We start from the raw sequence: 21,760 nt of genomic DNA, 5'->3' as shown, positions 1-21,760 counted from the left end.
ATCAAACCTCCGAGTCTACCAAATCAACATGAATACCTAATTCATCCCGTAATCCTGAATAACCTTCCTCTTCTAGGCGATCGGCCAACAAAGCATCCCCAGTTTTGACAATGCGACCGCCCATCATAACGTGCACTTTATCGGGATGAATGTATTTCAAAATTCGTTTATAATGCGTGATCATTAAAGTTCCAAAATTAGGTCCAATAACGTGCGTAACTCCTTTAGAAACCACCTGTAAGGCATCAATATCTAGACCAGAATCCAACTCATCTAAAATGGCAAACGTGGGTTTAATCATCAGTAACTGCAGAATTTCATTTCGTTTACGTTCACCACCGGAAAATCCTTCGTTCAAATAGCGTTCGGCCATATCACTTGTCATATTAAGAATTTCAAGTGCTGCATCAAGTTGACTCAAAAAATCCTTAATGGGAATGGGTTGATCTTCCGGACGCCGTGCATTAATTGCGGCACGCAGAAATTCCATATTAGTAATTCCTTTAATTTCAGCTGGATATTGCATTGCTAAAAACAGGCCTGCCCGAGCACGTGCATCTACGGGTTCGTTCAATAAACTGTGATTGTTCAGCAAGATGTCTCCTTGTGTCACATGATAATGTGGGTTGCCCATAATAGTTTCAGACAGGGTCGATTTTCCCGTTCCGTTGGGTCCCATAATGGCGTGAACTTCGCCAGTATGCATTATCAAATTAACCCCTGTTAAAATTTCTTTATTTTTTTGTGTATCTTCATCTTTAACCGAAACATGTAAATCTTTAATTTCTAAAGTTTCCATAGTTGTTACTCCTTACTTTTACGCTGAAACTGCTACTCCCAATAAAGTTCCAATCAAATAAGTGACCAACGTGGTAAACACACCAACCGCGACATTACGTAATACGGCTTTATAAACTGGTGTTTCTGCTTTTCGATACCCAATAATTGCGTTAATTGAAAGCGCAGCCATCATGGCCAGTGCAGTGTTTACTACTCGCCACTGACTGGAAGATAAACTGATCGCCAGTAATGGAATGAGTGCGCCACATAAAAACGAAAAGAAGGACGCCGTTGCGGCATGAATGGGATTTAAAATGTCAACTTCTCTAATTTTTGTTTTGTAGAGACTAGATGTTTTATAAACCGTACTTGCTTCCGCTTGTAAACTTAATCGATTTAATTGCACTTCTTTTTGGGCACTTACCGAAATAAATTCACCGCCAGCCATCGAGCAGGCACCCGCAAGCATGCCGGAAACACCGCTAATAAATAAAGTGTAGCTATTTAAATTAGCGGCCGCTGCCCCTAAAACGATACCGGAAACTGAAATAATGCCATCATTGGCCCCCAAGATACCGGCACGGGTGACGTTCAGACTGTCCCAAAAATGAAATTTTTTTGTTGTAATTAATTTATGAATTTCTAACATATTTCTCTCCAATACTTAAGCTGACTTCTTCATACCCTGCATCATTTACGTAATCTTTAGATAAAATATGCATGAAAATTTGGTTTTCCAAAACTTCATGCATATCAAATTCTGTAAAACTTATGAGTGCCTCTTTGAAATTTTTGGTGCAATACCTTTGTAGGTGGAACGTGCTCAGGAGAATGGCTTCCGCCACAAGAATGGACATCGTATGGAACATCAATGGTTATTAACGAATTTTGCTAATGATTTTCCCTAACGTGGAATAGTGCCAGTTCTTGCGGCGTGGGTTGGCGTCACAAGAATGGACATCATATGGAACATCAATGGTTACTAGCGAAGTTTGCTAATAAGCTTCCTTAACGTGAAATAGTAGCTACGGTATTTCAACGATTCCAGGTACAAATCATTTAGGTAGATCACTTCCTACCCTTATAGTCGAAACGTGCTCAGGAGAACAGCTTCCTCCGCTTAGCTACGGTACACCAACGATTCCTAACCCGAATCATTGGCGTACCTAGGCTATGCTCAGAAGCTAAACGTTCTCCTGAGCACTCTTTTTTTATTAATGCACCAATCCGTCCCAAATCACTACTTTTTTTGACGCCAATGACTTCGGCACATCAATAATTCTTTGGTTCGCACTTCCTCGAAATTGCAACGTCAAATCCTTTTGCTCCTCCAAAAAACGACCATCCACCAAAATATCTATCAACGACAACATCTCCAACTTATCATCAGAATCCTTCAACAACTCATCCCAGGTATACCCCGACCAAGACCAGATATCCTTACTATGACCGAATTCCTTACGCACCCGTTTACAAATTTTCAAACAAACCTGCGTGTTCAAAAACGGCTCGCCACCCAGCAAAGTCAATCCTTGCACATAATCTTGACTCAAATCCTCAATAATCTGATCCTCTAACTCCTGCGTATACGGCTTTCCATAATGGAAATTCTGAGCCGCCACATTATAACAACCCGGGCAATGAAACGGACAGCCGCTGACATACAAACTGCAGCGCACACCTTCACCATCGACAAAGTTAAACGCCTTATAATCAGCAACATACTGCAGGCTCAGATCTTTAGCCAACCACTCTTTCGGAGTCGGATTGTTTGGACCGTGCGTTTTTTGCGGCATTTTTTATCATCTCCGTCGTTAAATTCTTTCTTCTTGACGCAATTTCCACGTGTCGTCCATGAACCATTGGTCGTTGTTGTGGATTTCCAAGATAACCACAAGTTCGCTTAACCACATCGCAATACTGTGGATCATGATTGCCACATTGTGGACATTGGAAACCACGGGCGGTTGCCTTAAATTCACCCTTAAAGCCACATTTATAACATTTATCAATTGATGTATTCGTTCCTAAATACCCTACATGGTCATACGCCCAATCCCAAACAGCCTCCAAAGCCTTGGGATTCTGAGTTAAATTCGGATATTCACAGTAATGAATAAAACCACCTGAAGCATACTTAGGAAAATCCTGCTCAAAACTTAATTTTTCAAACGGTGTGGGATGCTTACGCACATCATAGTGAAAACTATTTGTGTAATATTCTTTATCTGTCACATTGGCAACCTTGCCAAATTTTGCAGTGTCATCACGACAAAATGTATCCGTCAATGACTCAGCTGGTGTGGAATACAGACTATAATGATAACCACTTGCTTGTGCCCATTCATCACACTTTTGACGCATTTGTTGAACAACCTTTTCTGCAAATGCATGTGCCTCGGCATTATGTTCCCAGTTTTCACCATAAAATACGGTACAAACCTCATACAATCCAATGTAGCCCAACGAAACTGTCGCTCGTTGATTTTTAAACAAGTCATCAACATTACCATCTGCCGGTAATCGTTTGCCAAACGCCCCATACATGTATAGTAGTGGTGCATTTTTAGGCTGTGCTTCTTTTGTGCGTTCAATTCGATAGGCTAGCGCTTGATGACACAAATTCATTCGCTCATCAAAAATTTCCCAGAATAGTTTTTTATCTCCATTTGCAGATAAGGCTAGTCGTGGCAAATTGAGTGTGACAACACCTAAATTCATCCGCCCGGAATTAACCTCTTTACCATTTTCATCTTTCCAACCCTGCAAGAAGGATCGGCAACCCATTGGTGTTTTAAAACTACCGGTTAGCTCTTTAATTTTGTCGTACATCAATAGATCCGGATACATTCGTTTGGTTGAACATTCAACTGCCAACTGTTTAATATCGTAATTTGGGTCAGTGGGTCGTAAATTCAAACCACGTTTTAATGTAAAAATAAGTTTAGGAAAAATTGCCGTTCGATGCTCCGTTCCTAATCCCTTGATTCGAATTTCTAAAATAGATTTTTGAATTTCTCGTTCAATCCAACTTGTCCCTAAACCAAAGTTAACCGTGGTAAATGGTGTTTGACCTTGTGAGGAATATAACGTGTTAATTTCATATTCCAATGCTTGCATGGCGTCATAAATATCCTTACGAGTCTTGGTTTTTGCATAAGCTTCTTGTTTATCTTCAGCAACCCATTTTTTAGCATCCGCCAAATGTTTTTGATAATTGATTTGAGCATATGGTGCTAACAGTTGGTCAATTCGATTAGCAGAACAACCACCATATTGAAGCGAAGCCACATTGGCAATGATCTGTGCCATTTGTGCCGTTGCGGTCTGGATTGATCGGGGTGAATCCACTTCCGCATTTCCGATCTTATATCCATTTTTAAGCATGCCATCAAAGTCAATCAAACAACAATTTGTTTCTGGTGTTACTGGTGAGTAATCAAGATCATGCCAATGCAGATCTCCACGCAAGTGCGCCTTGGCCACTAACTCTGGCAACATCTTAAGTCCCATTGCCCGACTAGCAGCTCCGGCTTCCAGATCACGCTGAGTATTGAAAATAGTGCTATCCTTATTCGCATTTTCGTGAACAACTTCAGCATCACGTTCAAAAACCTTTTCAATTCTTTTTTGAACATTTGTGGCGTCTTCAAATTTTTGTTGATCAGACAAAAAATAGTTTTGATAGTTTTTAGCTGCCTCATCTAACCCATACTTGGTTAATTGCGTCAGGACAGCATCATGAATATCGCGTGTTTTGATGAGTGTTCGATCATGAAACTGGTTATATAAACCCTCATAAATTTGCGTTCGAATAGTTTCATCTGATAAGACTTTAGTTAGACTGAACATTAATTTATATGGATGAAATTTAGTTGTTTCTCCATTTCGTTTTTGAACTGGAATTATCCGTAATAGTCCTAATTTGTCTTTAATTGTTGATATCATATTGTACCTCCTACCGCTTTATATTTTATCTATTATTGTGTTTTAGCAAGTGAAATAACACAACCTGTTGTGATTTCATCTCAATCGTATACTATATATAGTAGTCCTTTTACATCCATTTGTGTATTACTTTTTTGGTTAATTTTCTAATCTGTTAATCAGAATCCCTGTATCACGCTTGTTAAGGTCACAAACTTTTTTATTTACATGAAAACCTTATCATTTTATGAGACAAAAAAAGAATTACAACAATTTGCTTGTCATAATTCTGTTAATTACTATTCCAGTGCAGTAACGACTTCGAGTGAAGCTGAAAAGTAGTTTTTCTTCTCGATTTTTTTCGGTAACTGTTTAGCAGTTCTCTTTTGTAAGCTTGTATACTTCATTGTCTTCGCCGCAAAATTAACTGGTGCCGTGAACGCTGTATTTGTATAGCGATTAACTGCCTTACCAGTCAAAGTATAGACAGCTGTTACCTTTTTTCGTTTGTTAAAGAAATTCAACTGCTTTTTTAACGCGTTTTTAGTGGTACTATCCTTACTGATCTTGTATGTTTGTGCCAATCGCCACGGTACTCGACAAGCATTATAGCCGTACTGGTCATCTCGTGCACTCTCAATTTGATAGGCTTTGAAGGCTGAAAGCTTGAGACTCTTTCCAGTCACTTTGATAAAGTCAGGGAACAATCCCGATTTATGCCGTGCACTTAATTTCTTAACCGCAATTTGACTTTGGTTAGCCACCTTTTTCCAAGTAGCATCCTTCGTATACGTCGCAAAGGTCTTAAAGTAACCCGTCATTAAATCAGAAGTTCGCAATTTACTCTTATCATAGCTACTAGTGACCCAATTGCCCATTTTTGGTAGGTAAGTTGTTGTATTAATTTCGTGTTGCTTAATCGCTTTTAACAATGTTTTCGCAGCAGCCTTGTAGTTAGTTTTCTTACTACCTCACTTTTTGTCAGCTAAAATTAAGGAGTAGGCAATATCAAGATCACCATCGGTTGCACTATTTTTTTCTGAACCGACACTCTTTAATTTCCCCGAACGACTGGTCTGCCGCCAGGTCATTAAAGCATCCTTACTGGAAATTCGATGTGCACGATAATAAGCATACATTTGATTAAACGTTGTATGAGTATTAGCTCCCTTTTTTGCAGCTAAAACTGTTGCCAACATGCCATAACCTTGACCTTCTGAAGTAGCATAGGTCGCTCCGGAACCATTGTTATTTTTAACATATTTTTGACTTTTTCCGCCTACATAAGCTTTTTTCCATTGATTATACAAAATAACCGCTTGACTCGTCTTTGCCTGAGCAGGTTGCGATTTAAGATTCACTAATGCTATCCCAATCCCAAACACAATCACTATTCCTAAAAGGCCCAACCAAACCTTCTTTTGTTTCAACTGTTTTACCCCCTTGATTAACCATTTGGCTTTATTATAACGGCAAATCAAAACAGGGGTTAGAAAAACATTTAAATTCCGTGCATTTTTCAAAAGTTAGTTTTTAAAATATTTATTTTATTATTTAACTACGCGTTTCAGTATCCAAGTCAGACCAATAGCTAAAACGCCCATCAATACACCCACGTACGGTGTCATTGCTAGTCCAGTAGTTTCCACGATTTGACTTCCTAAACCTGAGCCGATCATAATACCAATATTAAAGGCTGAAATGTTTAAGGCGGAAGCTAAGCCAATATCTTCTGGATGATCTTGTTCAGCCAACTGAACGATAACTAACTGTTCACCCGGAACATTCATGAAGGCGAACAATCCTAAAAATAATACCATTATTAATCCTAACCATTTAAAATTAATAAACATCCCCAGCAAAAATTGCACAACAGTCAAAAAGGCAAACATCCATAACAACCCTGTTAGTGGATTTTGATTAGCAAAGCGTCCACCAACTGTGTTGCCAATTGCCACCATCAACCCATAAACAATTAAAATAATGACAACCGTGCTGGCCTGAAAATGCATCAATCCCGTCATAATTGGACTAATGTACGTATAACTCGTAAAGGTACTTCCGTATCCAAAAACAGTTAATAACAATGCCAATAAAATTTTCTTATCAGCAATCAAACGGCCAATATTTTTCAACTGAATTGCTTTGCCAACCGGTAAATTTCGTGGAATTAGGATCCAAGTTGCCAAGAGACTAGCCAACCCGATTAGTGCTAAAAATAAGAAAGAGAACCGCCAACCAAAATGCTGACCTATAAAAGTCCCCAGAGGAACTCCGGTAACCGTTGCTACGGTTAAACCGGTAAATATCATCGCAATTGCACTTGCTCGTTTAGACGGCGCCACCACATCTGCGGCAATCACACTAGAGACTGACATAAATAATCCGTGAATGACGGCCGCAATTAGGCGCCCAAATAGCAACCAAACAAAGTTTTGCGCACTTGCTGCTATTAAATTACCTAGTATAAAAACTATCATAATTCCAACCATCAACGTATGACGATTCCACCGCGCCGTCAAAATTGTCAAAACGGGTGCACCGATCATAACACCAAATGCATATCCTGAAACTGTCAAACTAGCCATGGCTAAAGAAATTTTAAATTGGCTTACCAACAAAGGTAGCAGGCCAACACTAATAAATTCGGTTGACCCAATGGCAAACGCACTGATTGCCAGTGACCAAAGAATTAATGTTGCATGTTGATCTTGTTTTTCTGTCATTTGATAACCTCCCAAAAATTATGTCGCAAGATTTTATTATAGAGGTTACAAATTGGTCCACAAGTACGCACTTTCTGGTTAGATAGTTACCTGAAAGTATGAATTAAAGTGCCTTTTGGTAAAACGGACTTTGTGTATCTAATAAATTAATTTTTTGGCCTGCTTTTCTCTGGCGTTCAATATGACGTTCACCCCAATGGCACATTTCGTCCGTCAAATTTGCCAACGTTTTTCCATAATCCGTTAAGCAGTATTCAACTCTTGGTGGAATTTCCGGAAAAACTTCTCGATGAATAATCTCATCATGTTCCAATTCACGTAATTGTTGTGTTAAAACTTTTTGGGTAATGTTGGGAATGACTTTTAAGAACTCACCGTTTCGCATGGATTGTCGTTTTAAATGGCATAAAATAATTGCCTTCCACTTTCCATTAATGACCGCTAAGGTGGCTTCTACACCAATGTTATAGGTTAATGTTGGTTCTTTATTCATTATTCTTAACTTCCTTTTCTCAATTCACATTACTATTCTAAAATAAAGGTTGAAAGCACGAAATCGTATCCAATTACCTGATACCAAAGCGTTACTGAGCATTATTGAAACATCAAACGTTCTTAGTCCGGAGGCGATTGGTCTCAGGGGTGAAGTTATCCTTAGTAATTTATTACTTAGGATAAGGCCGAGTTTGAAGACAAGTGTTCCTCTTGGCTTCAAATCGTGCCCACCCCGTTCCAGACCAAGTGAGCCGCAGGACGGCAGTTAGACTATTTTTTGAAGGCGACGTCGTTTAACAACAGTTATTGAAGTCGCTTTGATAGTTTCAACCTTTGACTCTAAAATAAAAACAAGTTATCGAATGCTTCACGATAACTTGCTATGTACCCAATGTTTCCCCTGCCAAGGAATTTTATTATACCATTTTATTGGCTTTTTTATGCTAAACTAGCTTTGAAATTCATTTTTAATCGAGGCTCAATCATGCAAAATTTTCGAAGACCAAATCTTTATCAACTCCGTGAAATTGCCGTTATTTTAACTTTTATCGGCGGTTTTATTGACGCCTACACGTTTATTCAACGCGGTGGTGTGTTAGCTGCTGGTCAAACCGGTAATATTATTTTTCTAAGCGTTGATATTGCTAATCATAATTTACCCGGCGTTTTTACTAAAATCAGCACCATTATCGGCTTTTCTTTGGGAGTCGCCACCGTTCCTCTATTACACAAAAAATTGAGTTTTTCTCATTATTGGCGATTAACAACGCTTTTACCAGGTATTTTAGTCTGTGCAATTGTTGGTTGTTTGCCTTTAACGATTCCCAATATTTTTATTGTGCCTGTTTTAGCTTATAGCATGGCCGTTCAAAATGTAGCTTTTAGCGAAATTGAAGGACACGGGTACAACAATGTTTTTTCAACTGGAAATTTAAAAAAGGCCGTTCTTGCTTTAAGTCAATCGTTAATTAACCGAAATAAATTAGAAAGCAAAACAGCCATTATTTATTTTGAACTCGTTTTAGGATTTGCATGCGGAGCCATGGTATCAGCAATTCTACAAAAATTTTTCCATGTTCAAACTATTTGGTTTGCTGCTTTACTTTTGGCCATGGTTGAAATTGCCTATGCCTGGTTACTTGTTTATCGCGAACATAACAAATAGTTAACCTACTTGCCCAAATAACCAATCCACATTCCAATTAGTAAAATGACTAACACAAACGTCGTAATCCACACGTATAAATGATCTCGTTCTTTAGCAAACGCATAAATGGAAACTACTACCCGTAATACAGGTGTTAGGATCAATAAAAACAGTCCTAACATCACAATGGCAAATGGTTTCAGTGCAACAATTCCACTTGCGATTGCATTAACGGTTGTTGGATAAACCTTAGCTGAATACCCGGTTTGCCCAGTAAACACGATCAACAAAACACCAACTAATATAACGGCAGCTGAAATTAGAACCCCAATTCGAAGAACTTGACCAATAATTAACTCGATTTGATTCATTTCTTCCATTTTTTTTAATTCTTCAGCTGTTTCCGGCTGTTTATTTTGTGCCATTAGATTGTCACCCCAAATCCTTTAAGAAACATCTGCAGGCCGATATAAAACAAAACTGGAATAAAAATCATTCGCAAAACTCGCGCCCGTAAGTGTTTCATAATTTTGGACCCTAGCAACGCCCCCACCAAAATGCCAAGCGCTAGTGGTGCCGCAATTTCTGGTTTGATGGAACCATTAAAGAAATAAACCGTGGCACTAGCAGCCGCAGTAACGCCCATCATGAGGTTACTGGTTGCACTTGAAGGTTTCAATGGCATTTTCATAATCGTGTCCATCGCAATCACCTTAAAGGCTCCGCTGCCGATACCCAGTAAGCCACTTGCCAAACCAGCACCCAACATCATCGTAAAACCACCAGGCACATTAGAGACTTGATAATCAATTTTTTTATCAACCGCATTATCATAGTAGCTGCCATTTAGTTTAAGCTTCGTTGACAAAGAATCTGGTTGAATCGCTTCTGTTTTTTCTTTGCCCGCACGCATTTTACGATACATATTCCAAGCCGAAAATAAAAGTAATGCACCAAATAAAACGTATAAAACTGCGGATGGCAACACACCCGTTAAGATTGCCCCTGCAATTGCCCCAATGGTTGTCGCAATTTCTAGAAACATCGCTACCCGTAAATTAAGCATGTCATCTTTCAAATACGCCACCGTTGCACCAGAACTAGTTGCAATTACAGAAATAATACTGGCGCCAATAGCGTATTTAATGTCGAGACCCATTAAAAGAGTTAAGACTGGGGTGACGATCATACCGCCACCGATTCCAAAAATGGCTCCGAAAATGCCGGCTGCGAGACCGACAATAATTAAAAGTAAAAGTGTATTTATCATGGATTTCTTCTCTCCCCTGAGTTTCCATAGCATGTTACATGTTTCCATAATAAGAGAAATAAGTTACGCAATCAATAGTAGTTTACAAAATGTAGCTGCTCTTAAGTGCATTTTAATCTTTGTTAACAAAAATATAGAAATGATTAGATCAAATTAAAGAGGATGAAAAAAATCAAGTTTTTCATCCTCACACTTGTGTTGATAAGTTTTTAATTGTAGCAAACTAACATTTAACCATTTTTTTATTACGAAAATCGACTTAAAATCCAGAATAAAAATCCGCCAACCGCAAAAATTAACCACCAGTAGCGGGCCAGAAAATCCCAACCGTTTAAATGTTGTTGTGTCATTTCTTTATTATGAACAGTCTGTTCTGTTCCACGAATTAATTGATCCAACGTAATTTCAAAAATATTACTCAAATCAATCAAATTTTCCACCGTTGGATATTTTTCACCTTGTTCCCATTGATTAATGGTAGCTTCACTAACACCCATTCGTTCTGCCAAATCTGCTTGAGATAACTTCAGTTGTCTTCGATTTTGATAAATTTCACTTTGCAGCTCCATCGTCATCACCCTTTCAATTTAATTATGATGACTATAAGAAAATAAGTAAAGAAAACTGTTCATAAAAATTCTCAAAATAGACTTTACAAAAAGAACACATGTTCGTACAATGATTTTAAACAAGGAGATGAGTTGTATGATAAATTTATCTGGAAAAATTACATCATCAATTAAGGTGCTCAATTTGACCCCACTTGTGCGTTTTGAACTAACCGATAATCATGAAGCAAAAGTTAACTGTTTAATTCACCAACACGCTCTAAACTTCTTAGCACTCGCTGAACCTAACGCACAAATTGCAGTATACGGTCACTACAACAAACGACATCAATTTATTGTAAATAAGTTTATGATTCAGGCAAAAGGAGTTAATCAATTCATGTCACATTCCGCCTAAAAATGAACCACACTTGGCGTTGGTTGTTGAATACCACTTTCTAATATTTCAATGTCCCATAAGGTTTCTTCATCAGTGATCAACTTTTCTTTACCATTGATAATACTGTCATAAAGTGAGTCATAAATACGACCGTAATCGCCTTGTAGAGAAGGAATTTGTTTTGTAATCCAATCACCGTTTTGGTTATGATATTTCACTCGTCCGTATTTATCAGGTGTATCAATTCCAAAATTACGATCACCTGGCATAATTCCTAATTTAAGGTCATTTTCCTGCTGATCAATATCATATTTCACATAAGAACCAGTTGTGCCATGTAAAATAAAACGTGGATTAGGCAATGCGACTAGTGGATCAGTCTTAACCGTCACCTTTAACTTGCCATAGTGCAAATCCATCTGATAATAATCGTCAAGGGTACTTTTTGAATTCTGAATTGTTCTAATATCGTACGCAACAGATTGTGGTTTCCCAAACAAAGCTAACATTTGATCAAGCATATGAATACCTAATCCATAAAAAGTTCCGTTAATTTTGTCACCGGTATGCACACTGTTATCAGGACGATATTTATCCAGATGAGACTCAATTTCCAATGGTTCACCCACATATCCGCGATTTAAAACTTCTTTCAAAGTTAAATAATCACTGTCAAAACGTCGATTTTGGTATGGCATGGCAATTAGATGTTTTTGCTTAGCTAAATCCAATAATTGTTTTGTTTCAGTTGCCGTTTTACAAAATGGTTTTTCTACCAAAACATTCTTTCCGTGGTTTAACACTTGTTTGGCAAAGTCAAAATGCGTATCAGCTGGTGTACAAATGGTAATCAATTGAATTTCATCGTCATTTAAGACTTGATCCAAATCAGTTGTAAAGGTAATCCCCATTCCTTGATAATTTGTCTCTCGTTCGGGATGTCGTTGATGATTATAGATGTATTTCACTTCAATATTTTTTCGATGTTTTAAGTAAGGTAAGTGATAACGATTTGCACTTTTTCCAAAGCCAATAATTGCCATTTTCAAAGTCATTTTAACGATCTCCTTCTTAAGTTGTTAGTTTCATCATAAGCAAGGTAGAAATCGTTTTCAACTAATTTAGAATAAAAGTTTTATAACCGAAGGATTAATTCTCAATTTGTTTTAAAAAGTGATTAGTTTCTGAAATAACTCGTTTGCTCTCTGTCTAATGAAGAAAATGAGAATTTCCACAATAGCAAATTCTAGTTTGCTCATTAATATTTTTGAATTCTGAATTTTCATATTCCGAACTTCTGGCCGGGCGAGAAAATAACAAAACTGGAATTTTATCAGGAATTAACTGATTCTTAATAGCCTGAACTGACTCTTTAGCATGTTCTGCTTCATTAACTTGATTGGAATTATCTAACGTTTCACGAAAAATTTTTAATTGCGCGTCATACTCTTCTTTATCTAAATATGGATTAATATGTTCTCTTAAATCTGTTTCGGGAATACCACCATGAGCGCGCATTTGACTAATTTCATTTGCCTCTTGTTTAACGGCCTCAGCAAACGCATCGGCATCTTGATCAGCAGTTCCGGTTACTGGTTCCACACCAATAACTGCAACAACCTGTTCAACATATTTTTTGACATAACCTAACGCATACAAACCACCCAAACTGTGGGCAAACAAAATGACCTTTTTTAAATTTTCACAATCCACAATAGCTTTCGTTTCATCCATAATATGATTTAAAGTACGATCACTCTTAGTCACATCACTTTTTTCGTAACCTAATTGATCAATTGCTAATATTCCGTAGTTTTGAGGAAGCGCAGTAATAATATTCTTAAATCCTAAATAACAATTTGCTGCAGTTGCACCTTGAAAGAACAAAACGGTTGGATAATTATTTGCGGCTTCTTTGAAATAATAATGAATTTTTCCATGACCGGTATCAAAAATTTTCATCTGCTCATCCCCAATCAATTTTATTAATGCCCATTATAGAATTGTTTGCAATCCTATTACAGTTATTTTTAAATAACTAAAGGTTGGAAGCCCAAAACGCATCTCGTTACCTAATATAAAAGCGTTCTTGGTAACAAAATTAGATTAAAATGCCGTCCTACGGCTCACCCGTTCTGGAACAGGGTGCGAGTTCTTACGGCTGTGTTTTGCCACAAAAATCGATATCGTATGAAACATTAAAGTTTTCGGCACAAAAACTAACCCTTACGTGTAATAGTGGGCACGAGACCAATCGCCTCCGAACTAAGAACGTTTGATGTTTCAATAATGCTCAGTAACGCTGATACAACAACTTTTATATCGCTATGTAGATTACAAAGATTAAACTTAGTCTGGAAGCAAATGGGCTCAGTAGTGACATTTATCTTAGCGGGTTTCGCTTAGATAAAGGCCGAGCTTGGAGACGTGGTTTGCGGCTTCAAGTCGTGCCCACTACGTTCCAGCCCAAATTTGCTGGAAGACGGCATTTTTGACTATTTTTTATAGGCTAAGTCGTTTAACCGCAGTTATTGAAGCGATTTGGATACTTTCAACCTTCAGTTAAATAAAAAAAGATCCTGATCATGCTATTTTGACTAGCATAATCAGGATTCTAAATTTATTAATGCGTTCTAATCATTTCGCACTTTTCCAAATCCATAGTAAGACAATGCACCGAATGGTGGGAGAACAAATACTAATGCACTCCAAATTAATTTATTTCCTCGTTTAAACTCATGACTTTTTAAAATATCAATAAGTGCAAATAACTGAATTAGACCTCCTAAAATCACAATTGGCCAATACTCTTTTTTGAATGCTTTATCTTCTTTCATCACGGTCACGCTCCTTATATTCACTATTAATTCACTCACAGTATGAACCGTTTTGAAAACGTTTGCAACTATCATTCTTATTTGTTATATTTCTGTTGAAAATCTGAAATTTTTTGATATTCTGGTTCTAGTTTTCGACTAACATCTTGCCAAATTTCTGATAAATCATGATAACGTGCTACATACTGAGAATCCGGCGTCCATGTTTTAAATTGCTTGATTTTAATATCATGTTCAATTTTTAAGCTCTCCAATCCCATTATTGCAGCGCCCCATGCAGAACCAGCTGAGCTTTCAGAAACAGTCACCGTTTGATTGAAACAATCAGTCAAGATTTGAACCCACAATGACGACTGAGAAAAACCACCGGTCGCCCGCACACTCGTAATTGGTCCGGCAATTTGGTCAATTCGCTGTTCAATCTCACAAAGGTTTAACACAATTCCCTCTAATACTGCTCGGATCATATCAACTTGGGTATGCTTGCGCGTTAATCCAAAGAAGCTTCCGCGTGCATTTGCATCCCAAAGTGGGGCTCGCTCTCCACCTAAATAGGGCAAAAAAATCAAGCCATGCGCACCAGCTTCGGATTTACTTGCTAATTCAATTAGTTCCGGGTAAGTCATATGTTTATCTTTGAAAAACCATTTTTCTCGAATCCATTGCAAGATAATGCCACCGTTATTTACTGGGCCACCCACAAGCCATAGATCTTTTCCTAATACATAACAAAATAATTTTCCTTGCGGATCGAAAACGGGATGATCGACTACCATTCGAACTGCACCGCTTGTTCCAATACTAACAGCTAGTCTTCCATTAGTAGTTGCACCAACCCCAAGATTAGCCAGCGCGCCATCACTGCTACCAATAATAAACGGCACCTCAGCAGAAAGATTCAGATTCTTAGCCATTTTTGGTTGTAGATCAGAAAATGTCGTTTCTGTACTAACCAATTTTAAAAGTTGATTTTCTGAAACTCCGGCGATTTGTAATGCTTGCTCATCCCAGTGCATGGTCTGAATATCAAATAATCCAGTTGCTGAAGCCAATCCAAAATCAATCACATATTTGCCAAATAGTTTAAAAAATACGTATTCTTTAATGCCAATAAATTTCTTTGCTTTAGAAAATAATTCTGGACGATTTTCACGAAACCACATAATTTTAGTTAAGGGTGTCATCGGATGATTGGGTGTTCCTGTATGTAGATATAACGCTTGAGCTTTTCCACTTTTTTGCAAATCGATACATTGACTCTCAGAACGATTATCGGCCCACGTGATCACGCGGGTCAGCGGTTGATCATGGACATCCATCAAAATCAAGCTATGCATGGCAGCCGAAAAGCTAACCCCTAAAATCTCAATTGCCTTTTCTTTAGCTACCGTTGCAACCTGACTAATTCCCTTAACGACCGCCACAAAAATTTTATCAGGATCTTCTTCGGCTTTGTCAGCTTGATCTTGATAAAGCGGATAACCAATATTTTGTTTGGCAACCACCTGTCCTTTAAGATCAAATAAAACTGTTTTGGTACTCGTTGTACCGATATCAACGCCAATCATTGCTTGCATGGTTTTCCCCTCAGTTTCTCTAAATCCGATCAAATCGGAATTAACTAATTGCTAACATTCGTGCTTCATTTGTTTTATAATTTTAATTGTAATCGAAATATGAATCTATGACGTAACAAATTGTCATGAATTTTAAGAAGGGACGAATTATACTATGAAAATTGGTGTCATTGGTGCTACTGGAAAGGCTGGTTCCAAAATTATTTTTGAAGCCCTTGATCGTGGTCATCAGGTAACCGCGCTTGTACGCAATGCAAAAAAAGCAAAAACATTATTCGACAGTAAAGTTACGATCATCGAAAAAGATGCTTTTGCAATCACAAAACAAGATTTGAGTAATTTAGACGTTGTCATTGATGCATTTGCTGTTCCAATGGGTAAACATTTAGCCTATCAACATATTGATTTGGCCGTTCATCTCATCCATCTTTTGCGTGAAACTAGCACACCACGAGTCATATTTATTCTGGGGGCCGGTAGTTTACAAAGTGATAAAGGCTTGTTTGTCGAACAACTTAAACAAATTCCAAATTCACAAGATTGGATTGACACACCTGAATCACAGGCTTTTGAACTAGATTTTTTACGAACCGTTAAAAACGTAAACTGGGTTGGCGTTTCACCTTCACAAAGCTTTGTGGATGGGCCCAAAACAGACTACATTTTAGGACAAGACAACGTATTATTTAATGAGCAACAAAAGTCAGAAGTTTCAACGGGAACGATGGCTGTCGCTATTTTAGACGAGCTTGAAACGCCAACTGTCCACCAGGCACGTTTTACTGTCTGCAACAAATAAGTCACTCTCAACAACCTAAAGGAGAAATTCAATGCAATCAAAATCTGTTTACCTTGCTGGCCCCTTTTTTAGTAAAGGACAAAATGATCGTGTCACAACCGTCAAACGTTTGCTGGAAACCAATCAAACCATCAATTCTGGAGCCATCTTTCTTCCTGGAAAAGATGAATACACAGATGCGCCAGTTGGCTCTTTTGAATGGCAAATTGCTACTTTTAATGCTGATATTCGCCAAATTGATCAAGCAGACATCGTGGTTGCAATCCTGGATTATGAACTTGAAGATGGCAAACACGAATCAGATGCCGGAACGATCTGGGAATGTGGTTATGCCTTTGGTCAGCACAAACCTGTTTTCTTGGTTCGTTTTGATAAACAGATAGAGCTTTCCATTAATTTAATGCTTGCTGGCAGCTATACAGCGATGTTTAACGGCGAAAAAGATGTGCAAAACTTAGCAAGCTATGATTTTTACAATTTAAAAAATAAATATGTTCACTTGGATGTCATTTAAGTCCTACAAAAAAGGATGAGAAATTTTTCTCATCCTTTTACTATACTTTTAAACGTCTTTGCTTTCACTCAAAGCCTTCAAGAAAAATTGTCACCACTTGTAGTGCCTGGGAACGGGCTGCACCTTTAAATTGATGTGACCCGCCAGAAACGATGTGCAACTCACTATTTTGATACACATCATGATAACGTTCTGAAGCTTTTTTATTCACTACTGTATCCGCATCACCATGAATTAGGCAAACTGGTCCGGTATATTGTTGTGCCACTTCATAAATCGGTAACATCTGAGCTGTTCGCAAGTAAAATCCGCCAACAATCAAATGTTTTTTGGTAGGCAGCGCATCTGGAATATGATGTGGCCGATAAGTTGTTCCTTGAAGTTCGCCATTTTGGGCATCTTCCTTCAAAGTAGCAGCAGGAGCCAATAAAACTAGTTTCGAAATATATTCTGGATAGTATCCCGCAAGCATACTAGCGACAACCCCACCTTGAGAATGACCAATCAAATAGATTTTGCGAACATGTGGCAATTTTCTCGTGTAGGTTAAAATAGCATTACCATCTGCAACCTCATTTGAAACCGTCATATCTTGAAAACGACCATCGCTTTTACCATGTCCATTAAAGTCAAAACGGATCGTTGCAATTCCATACTCATGCAATCTTTGTGCCACTTGTGCTAATAAATCTGTTTTTTTGTACCCCAAATCTCCGGTAAACCCATGCATTAAAATCGCAATATCATATTCATTAGTCCTTGGTGCTTCCAACAAGCCACGTAAGATTAAACCATCTCGTTTAATTTCTACGTTCATACTAAAGACTTTCCTTCTATAATATTAATAGATTTTTATACAAGGCCATTTTAGCAGGATTTTTATTCTTTTTCAGCTTCTAACACTTGAAAGTGATAAATTATTCAAATTATTCAGCGTATAAAGCTTGAACCTTTTTTTGAATATCTTCATGATCCATAAATTCATCATAGCTAGTTTCAGCACGGTCAACAACGCCTTTGTCTGACACTTCAAGAATATGATCAGCAATAGTTTGAATAAATTGACGATCATGTGAAGTCAAAATCAAGGATCCGGCAAAATTAATCAACCCATCATTTAACGAAGTAATGGATTCCAAATCCAAATGGTTAGTTGGATCATCCAATAACAACACGTTAGCCTTACTTAACATCATCTTAGAAAGCATACAGCGGACTTTTTCACCACCAGATAGTTTGGTGATTGGCTTGTTAACATCTTCACCAGAGAACAACATTTTACCTAAAAAACCACGCAGGAACGTATTATCACTTTCTTCTTTAGGGGCAAACTGACGTAACCATTCCAAAATATCCAGCTTTTCATCAGAGAAATATTCATTAATATCACGTGGTAGATAACTTCGTGTGGTGGTTTGTCCCCAAGTGACTGTTCCTTCATCAGGTTCAAGTTCACCGGCAATAATTTGCAACAAGGTGGTGGTTGCCAAATCATTTCGGCTCAACAAAGCTGCTTTTTCACCTGGTTTTACGGTAAATGTGACATTATCTAAAATCTTTACACCATCAATTGACTTAGACAACTTATCCACACGTAATAAGTCATTCCCTAATTCTCGTTCTGGTGTAAAACTAATAAATGGATATTTACGTGTCGATGGTTGAATATCATCTAATGTAATTTTTTCAAGTTGTTTCTTTCTGGACGTCGCCTGTTTCGATTTAGAAGCATTCGCGCTAAAACGAGCCACGAATTCTTGCAATTCTTTCATCTTTTCTTCTTTTTTGGCATTCGCATTTTCTTTAAGTTTAGCTGCTAATTGACTTGATTCCATCCAGAAGTCGTAGTTACCCACATAAAGTTGAATTTTACCAAAATCAACATCACACATCATGGTACAAACTGCATTTAAGAAGTGACGGTCATGAGAAACCACGATTACTGTGTTACGAAAATCACCCAAAAAGTCTTCTAACCAGGAAATTGTCTGGGCATCAAGTCCGTTGGTTGGTTCATCCAAAACTAAAATATCAGGATCACCAAACAAAGCTTGTCCCAATAAAACTTTAACTTTTTGGCTTTCAGTTAGTTCACTCATTTTTTGCGTTTGCATGGTTTCGTCAATTCCTAGTTGTTGTAGCAATTGAGCTGCATCAGATTCTGCATTCCAACCATCCATCTCGGCAAATTCACCTTCGAGCTCAGCTGCCTTGATTCCATCAGCATCCGTAAAATCCTCTTTAGCATATAGGGCATCTTTTTCTTTCATAATGTCATATAACTTTTTATGTCCCATAATCACAGTATCTAAAACTTTTTCAGTTTCAAAAGCATAATGGTCCTGATTTAAGCTCGACATCCGCTCATTTGGCGAAATGGAAATATTTCCTTTAGTGGGCTGTAATTTGCCTTCTAGTATTTTTAGAAAAGTTGATTTACCAGCTCCATTGGCACCAATAATGCCGTAGCAATTTCCAGGCGTAAACTTCAAATTAACTTCTTCATAGAGTTTGCGATCAGAAAATTGCATACTCATATCGGTAACTGTTATCATTTAATATCCTCACTATTCTTGATAAATTCTATTAAAACGGGTTTCAGATCTAATTCACAATTCTTAAAATGTATCACAAATGACCAATCTAAAGCAAGTCAAGCAAACTGAATATGTCAATTCACATTTGATCACCTGACAAAAAAACGTTAGTCATAAGAAATTTGACTTAAAACTTTACATCCCAGTCAAAATCAACTTTTACGTTTTTTGTATAAAGGTTGAAAGTATCAAAATTGCTTCAATAACTGATGGTAAACGACATAGTCTATAAAAAACAGTCTAATTGCCGTCCTGCGGCTCAACCGGTCTGGAACGGGGTGGGCACGATTTGAAGCCGCAAACCACGTCTTCAAACTCGGCCTTATTCTAAGCAAATGAATTGCTAAGGATAATTTCACCCCTGAGACCAATCGCCTCCGAATTAAGAACGTTTGATGCTTCAATAATGCTCAGTAACGCTGATATAACAACCTTTGTATCACTGTGTAGATTGCAAAGATTAGACCTAGTCTGGAAGCAAATGGGCTCAGTAGTGATATTTATCTTAGTGGTTTTCGCTTAGATAAAGGCCGAGCTTGAAGACGTGGTTTGCGGCTTCAAGTCGTGCCCACTACTACGCAAAGAAGAATGATTTTTGTTCCGAAAATCTTGATACTCCGTACGATGTCGATTCTTGTGGCCAAAACCGCCGCAAGAACTCGCACTACGTTCCAGCCCAAATTTGCTGGAAGACGGCACTTTAGACCATTTTTTATAGGCAAAGTCGTTTAACATCAGTTATTGAAGTGATTTTGATACTTTCAATCTTTAGTTTTTATTTCTATAACAATCGTGTTGCTTTCCGTGCACCTATTTTCATGCTATTCTTTAGGTAATTTAATTCAAATAAAGTGAGGTAACATCATGCAACGTTCTGAACATGATTGTATTAAGTTAGTTCCATTATTTAAACACTTACCTGATAGCGATGTTGATAAAATTGAAACCATTATGACTCACAAACATTATGCAGCTGGGGAATCTCTTTTTCTTGATGGGGATGATCTTGACACCCTGATCATTGTCGCAAACGGCCAAGTTAAGGTTTCTAAAATTGCTGCTAATGGTCGCGAACAGCTTCTTTACTTACTGCAATCTGGTGATTTTGATGGCGAAGGTGCCCTTTTCAAAGAAATGACACGCAGTTCTTCCGGTGTAGCTTTAATTCCGACCCAAGTTTGTCGGATTAGTCGAAAAAGCTTTCAAAAATTACTTAGTCAATCGCCTAGTATCAGCATGAATTTGATTAACGAATTCGGTCAACGAATTTCGTCACTTGAAAAACGCACAACTGAAGCTTCCACCGAAACAGTTGAAGCGCGTATTGGTAATTACTTAGTAGAAACGGGTGCCAGTTTGGAAAAAGATACCTTTAAGTTACCAATCAAAAAAAAGGACCTTGCGATTTATCTCGGCACCACGCCTGAAACTGTAAGTCGTAAACTCACAGAATTCGAACGTAAGGGCTGGATTTCACAAGGTCCACAAAAACAAATTAAATTGATTGATAAAGATTCACTCGTTTTACTTGATTAAACTTAAATTTTTAATTTAAACTAATCCTCGTCATCTTCATCGTCGTCTTCTAATCCTTCACCGGCATCGTTGCCAACTATGCTTTGAAGCACACGAATTTCATGATTATCGTCTCCCCGTAACTTCTCCATTGCGTTACGTAAGGTGGGACGATTTTCTTTTTCTGCTAGTTTAATTGCCCGATCCACAAATAGATTTTGAGTGACAAAATCCTGAACCGTTTCACCGACCATTGCTTCTGCCGTGAAATACTTGTTCTTACCATTCTCACCAATCATAGAATATTCACTATATTCATCGGTTGTTGATGCTGGCTTTTCATTTTCGTCCAATAACAGATCACCAATTTCATCATAATGATCACGATTCTCTTGAATCAATTTGGTATAAACTGTTTGAATTGCTGGTGCGCTCAAGCCTTTAACGTACCATCTAACTTGATGTAACTTTGCATCTAAAACAGTAAAGTTGGAAACAATATGATTAACCATGGCTCCAGCGGTTGGCACATGATGATCGATCTCAGATTGCTTTTGTTCTGCTGCAAATAATTCTTCTGGTGTGTTTGACATTTTTTGGTTCCCCCTAATTTCTTAATATGTGTCTA

General features: G+C 37.8%; 23 protein-coding genes. 5 read left to right on the top strand and 18 right to left on the bottom strand.

Annotation, left to right across the window (positions count from 1 at the left end):
* Position 1 precedes the first annotated feature (1 nt).
* From sufC to IV87_RS06455, 8 genes are all read right to left on the bottom strand, one after another.
* On the bottom strand, positions 2-799 hold the full coding sequence (gene sufC / locus IV87_RS06490) for a Fe-S cluster assembly ATPase SufC (RefSeq protein ID WP_057806563.1): 798 nt from the start codon (positions 797-799) through the stop codon (positions 2-4).
* A gap of 18 nt (positions 800-817) precedes the next feature.
* Positions 818-1,429, bottom strand: coding sequence for a VIT1/CCC1 transporter family protein (locus IV87_RS06485; RefSeq protein WP_057806561.1), 612 nt, complete (start codon positions 1,427-1,429; stop codon positions 818-820).
* Positions 1,430-1,994: 565 nt separating this feature from the next.
* The gene (gene nrdG, locus IV87_RS06475; protein ID WP_057806557.1) at positions 1,995-2,576 is read right to left on the bottom strand and encodes an anaerobic ribonucleoside-triphosphate reductase activating protein; all 582 of its coding nucleotides are present in this window, start codon (positions 2,574-2,576) and stop codon (positions 1,995-1,997) included.
* A complete protein-coding gene (gene nrdD, locus IV87_RS06470; RefSeq protein WP_057806554.1) occupies positions 2,521-4,728 on the bottom strand; it encodes an anaerobic ribonucleoside-triphosphate reductase in 2,208 nt (735 codons plus the stop codon). The genes nrdG and nrdD overlap by 56 nt, the downstream gene beginning before the upstream one ends.
* A gap of 278 nt (positions 4,729-5,006) precedes the next feature.
* Positions 5,007-5,639: a hypothetical protein gene (locus IV87_RS11220; RefSeq protein WP_236698980.1), complete on the bottom strand. Its 633-nt coding sequence runs from the start codon at positions 5,637-5,639 to the stop codon at positions 5,007-5,009.
* 39 nt (positions 5,640-5,678) lie between these two features.
* Positions 5,679-6,137 (bottom strand): glycosyl hydrolase family 8, encoded by a 459-nt coding sequence (locus tag IV87_RS11215; RefSeq protein WP_236698979.1) that lies wholly within the window; start codon positions 6,135-6,137, stop codon positions 5,679-5,681.
* A 120-nt stretch (positions 6,138-6,257) separates the two neighbouring features.
* Positions 6,258-7,433 (bottom strand): MFS transporter, encoded by a 1,176-nt coding sequence (locus IV87_RS06460; RefSeq protein ID WP_057806552.1) that lies wholly within the window; start codon positions 7,431-7,433, stop codon positions 6,258-6,260.
* 103 nt (positions 7,434-7,536) lie between these two features.
* A complete protein-coding gene (locus IV87_RS06455) occupies positions 7,537-7,926 on the bottom strand; it encodes a winged helix-turn-helix transcriptional regulator (protein WP_057806550.1) in 390 nt (129 codons plus the stop codon).
* Between the two features lie 486 nt (positions 7,927-8,412).
* Here IV87_RS06455 and IV87_RS06450 point away from each other — a divergent pair, with 486 nt between their 5' ends.
* The gene (locus IV87_RS06450) at positions 8,413-9,093 is read left to right on the top strand and encodes a YoaK family protein (protein WP_057806548.1); all 681 of its coding nucleotides are present in this window, start codon (positions 8,413-8,415) and stop codon (positions 9,091-9,093) included.
* Between the two features lie 5 nt (positions 9,094-9,098).
* On the opposite strand, the gene IV87_RS06445 is transcribed toward IV87_RS06450, so the two are convergent.
* The 3 genes from IV87_RS06445 to IV87_RS06435 all read right to left on the bottom strand — a co-directional run bounded on the left by IV87_RS06445 (position 9,099) and on the right by IV87_RS06435 (position 10,914).
* On the bottom strand, positions 9,099-9,455 hold the full coding sequence (locus IV87_RS06445; protein WP_057806674.1) for a DUF1634 domain-containing protein: 357 nt from the start codon (positions 9,453-9,455) through the stop codon (positions 9,099-9,101).
* 44 nt (positions 9,456-9,499) lie between these two features.
* Entirely contained in the window at positions 9,500-10,345 is an 846-nt protein-coding gene (locus tag IV87_RS06440) for a sulfite exporter TauE/SafE family protein (protein WP_057806546.1), read from the bottom strand.
* 245 nt (positions 10,346-10,590) lie between these two features.
* Complete coding sequence (locus IV87_RS06435; RefSeq protein WP_057806544.1) at positions 10,591-10,914, bottom strand: helix-turn-helix domain-containing protein; 324 nt, start codon at positions 10,912-10,914, stop codon at positions 10,591-10,593.
* Positions 10,915-11,050: 136 nt separating this feature from the next.
* Here IV87_RS06435 and IV87_RS06430 point away from each other — a divergent pair, with 136 nt between their 5' ends.
* Positions 11,051-11,311, top strand: a complete 261-nt coding sequence (locus tag IV87_RS06430; protein WP_057806542.1) for a hypothetical protein — start codon at positions 11,051-11,053, stop codon at positions 11,309-11,311.
* Here the strand turns inward: IV87_RS06430 and IV87_RS06425 are convergent.
* The 4 genes from IV87_RS06425 to IV87_RS06410 all read right to left on the bottom strand — a co-directional run bounded on the left by IV87_RS06425 (position 11,308) and on the right by IV87_RS06410 (position 15,707).
* Positions 11,308-12,348, bottom strand: a complete 1,041-nt coding sequence (locus IV87_RS06425; RefSeq protein ID WP_057806540.1) for an oxidoreductase — start codon at positions 12,346-12,348, stop codon at positions 11,308-11,310. The genes IV87_RS06430 and IV87_RS06425 overlap by 4 nt on opposite strands.
* A 154-nt stretch (positions 12,349-12,502) precedes the next feature.
* Positions 12,503-13,255, bottom strand: a complete 753-nt coding sequence (locus tag IV87_RS06420; RefSeq protein WP_057806538.1) for an alpha/beta fold hydrolase — start codon at positions 13,253-13,255, stop codon at positions 12,503-12,505.
* A gap of 671 nt (positions 13,256-13,926) precedes the next feature.
* Positions 13,927-14,130 carry a PLD nuclease N-terminal domain-containing protein gene (locus tag IV87_RS06415; RefSeq protein ID WP_057806536.1) on the bottom strand — a complete coding sequence of 68 codons (204 nt, stop codon included), beginning with the start codon at positions 14,128-14,130 and terminating at the stop codon, positions 13,927-13,929.
* A 77-nt stretch (positions 14,131-14,207) separates the two neighbouring features.
* Positions 14,208-15,707 (bottom strand): gluconokinase, encoded by a 1,500-nt coding sequence (locus IV87_RS06410; RefSeq protein ID WP_057806534.1) that lies wholly within the window; start codon positions 15,705-15,707, stop codon positions 14,208-14,210.
* A gap of 154 nt (positions 15,708-15,861) precedes the next feature.
* On the opposite strand from IV87_RS06410, the gene IV87_RS06405 reads away from it, so the two are divergent.
* Together IV87_RS06405 and IV87_RS06400 are read left to right on the top strand one after the other, a co-directional pair.
* On the top strand, positions 15,862-16,506 hold the full coding sequence (locus tag IV87_RS06405) for an NAD(P)-dependent oxidoreductase (RefSeq protein ID WP_057806532.1): 645 nt from the start codon (positions 15,862-15,864) through the stop codon (positions 16,504-16,506).
* 31 nt (positions 16,507-16,537) lie between these two features.
* Positions 16,538-17,020: a nucleoside 2-deoxyribosyltransferase gene (locus IV87_RS06400; protein ID WP_057806530.1), complete on the top strand. Its 483-nt coding sequence runs from the start codon at positions 16,538-16,540 to the stop codon at positions 17,018-17,020.
* Between the two features lie 64 nt (positions 17,021-17,084).
* Here the strand turns inward: IV87_RS06400 and IV87_RS06395 are convergent, their stop codons facing one another.
* Together IV87_RS06395 and IV87_RS06390 are read right to left on the bottom strand one after the other, a co-directional pair.
* Positions 17,085-17,837, bottom strand: a complete 753-nt coding sequence (locus IV87_RS06395) for an alpha/beta hydrolase (RefSeq protein ID WP_057806528.1) — start codon at positions 17,835-17,837, stop codon at positions 17,085-17,087.
* A gap of 109 nt (positions 17,838-17,946) precedes the next feature.
* Positions 17,947-19,575, bottom strand: a complete 1,629-nt coding sequence (locus tag IV87_RS06390) for an ABC-F family ATP-binding cassette domain-containing protein (RefSeq protein WP_057806525.1) — start codon at positions 19,573-19,575, stop codon at positions 17,947-17,949.
* Positions 19,576-20,481: 906 nt separating this feature from the next.
* On the opposite strand from IV87_RS06390, the gene IV87_RS06385 reads away from it, so the two are divergent.
* Positions 20,482-21,153: a Crp/Fnr family transcriptional regulator gene (locus IV87_RS06385; protein WP_057806523.1), complete on the top strand. Its 672-nt coding sequence runs from the start codon at positions 20,482-20,484 to the stop codon at positions 21,151-21,153.
* A gap of 20 nt (positions 21,154-21,173) precedes the next feature.
* Here IV87_RS06385 and IV87_RS06380 read toward each other — a convergent pair whose 3' ends face one another.
* Positions 21,174-21,725, bottom strand: coding sequence for a ferritin-like domain-containing protein (locus IV87_RS06380; protein WP_057806521.1), 552 nt, complete (start codon positions 21,723-21,725; stop codon positions 21,174-21,176).
* Positions 21,726-21,760: the final 35 nt, after the last annotated feature.

This window comes from Pediococcus ethanolidurans, from assembly GCF_001437405.1.
Lineage (GTDB): Bacteria > Bacillota > Bacilli > Lactobacillales > Lactobacillaceae > Pediococcus > Pediococcus ethanolidurans.
Note: the sequence above shows the minus strand (reverse complement) of the source record. Positions and strands in the feature narration are given on the sequence as shown.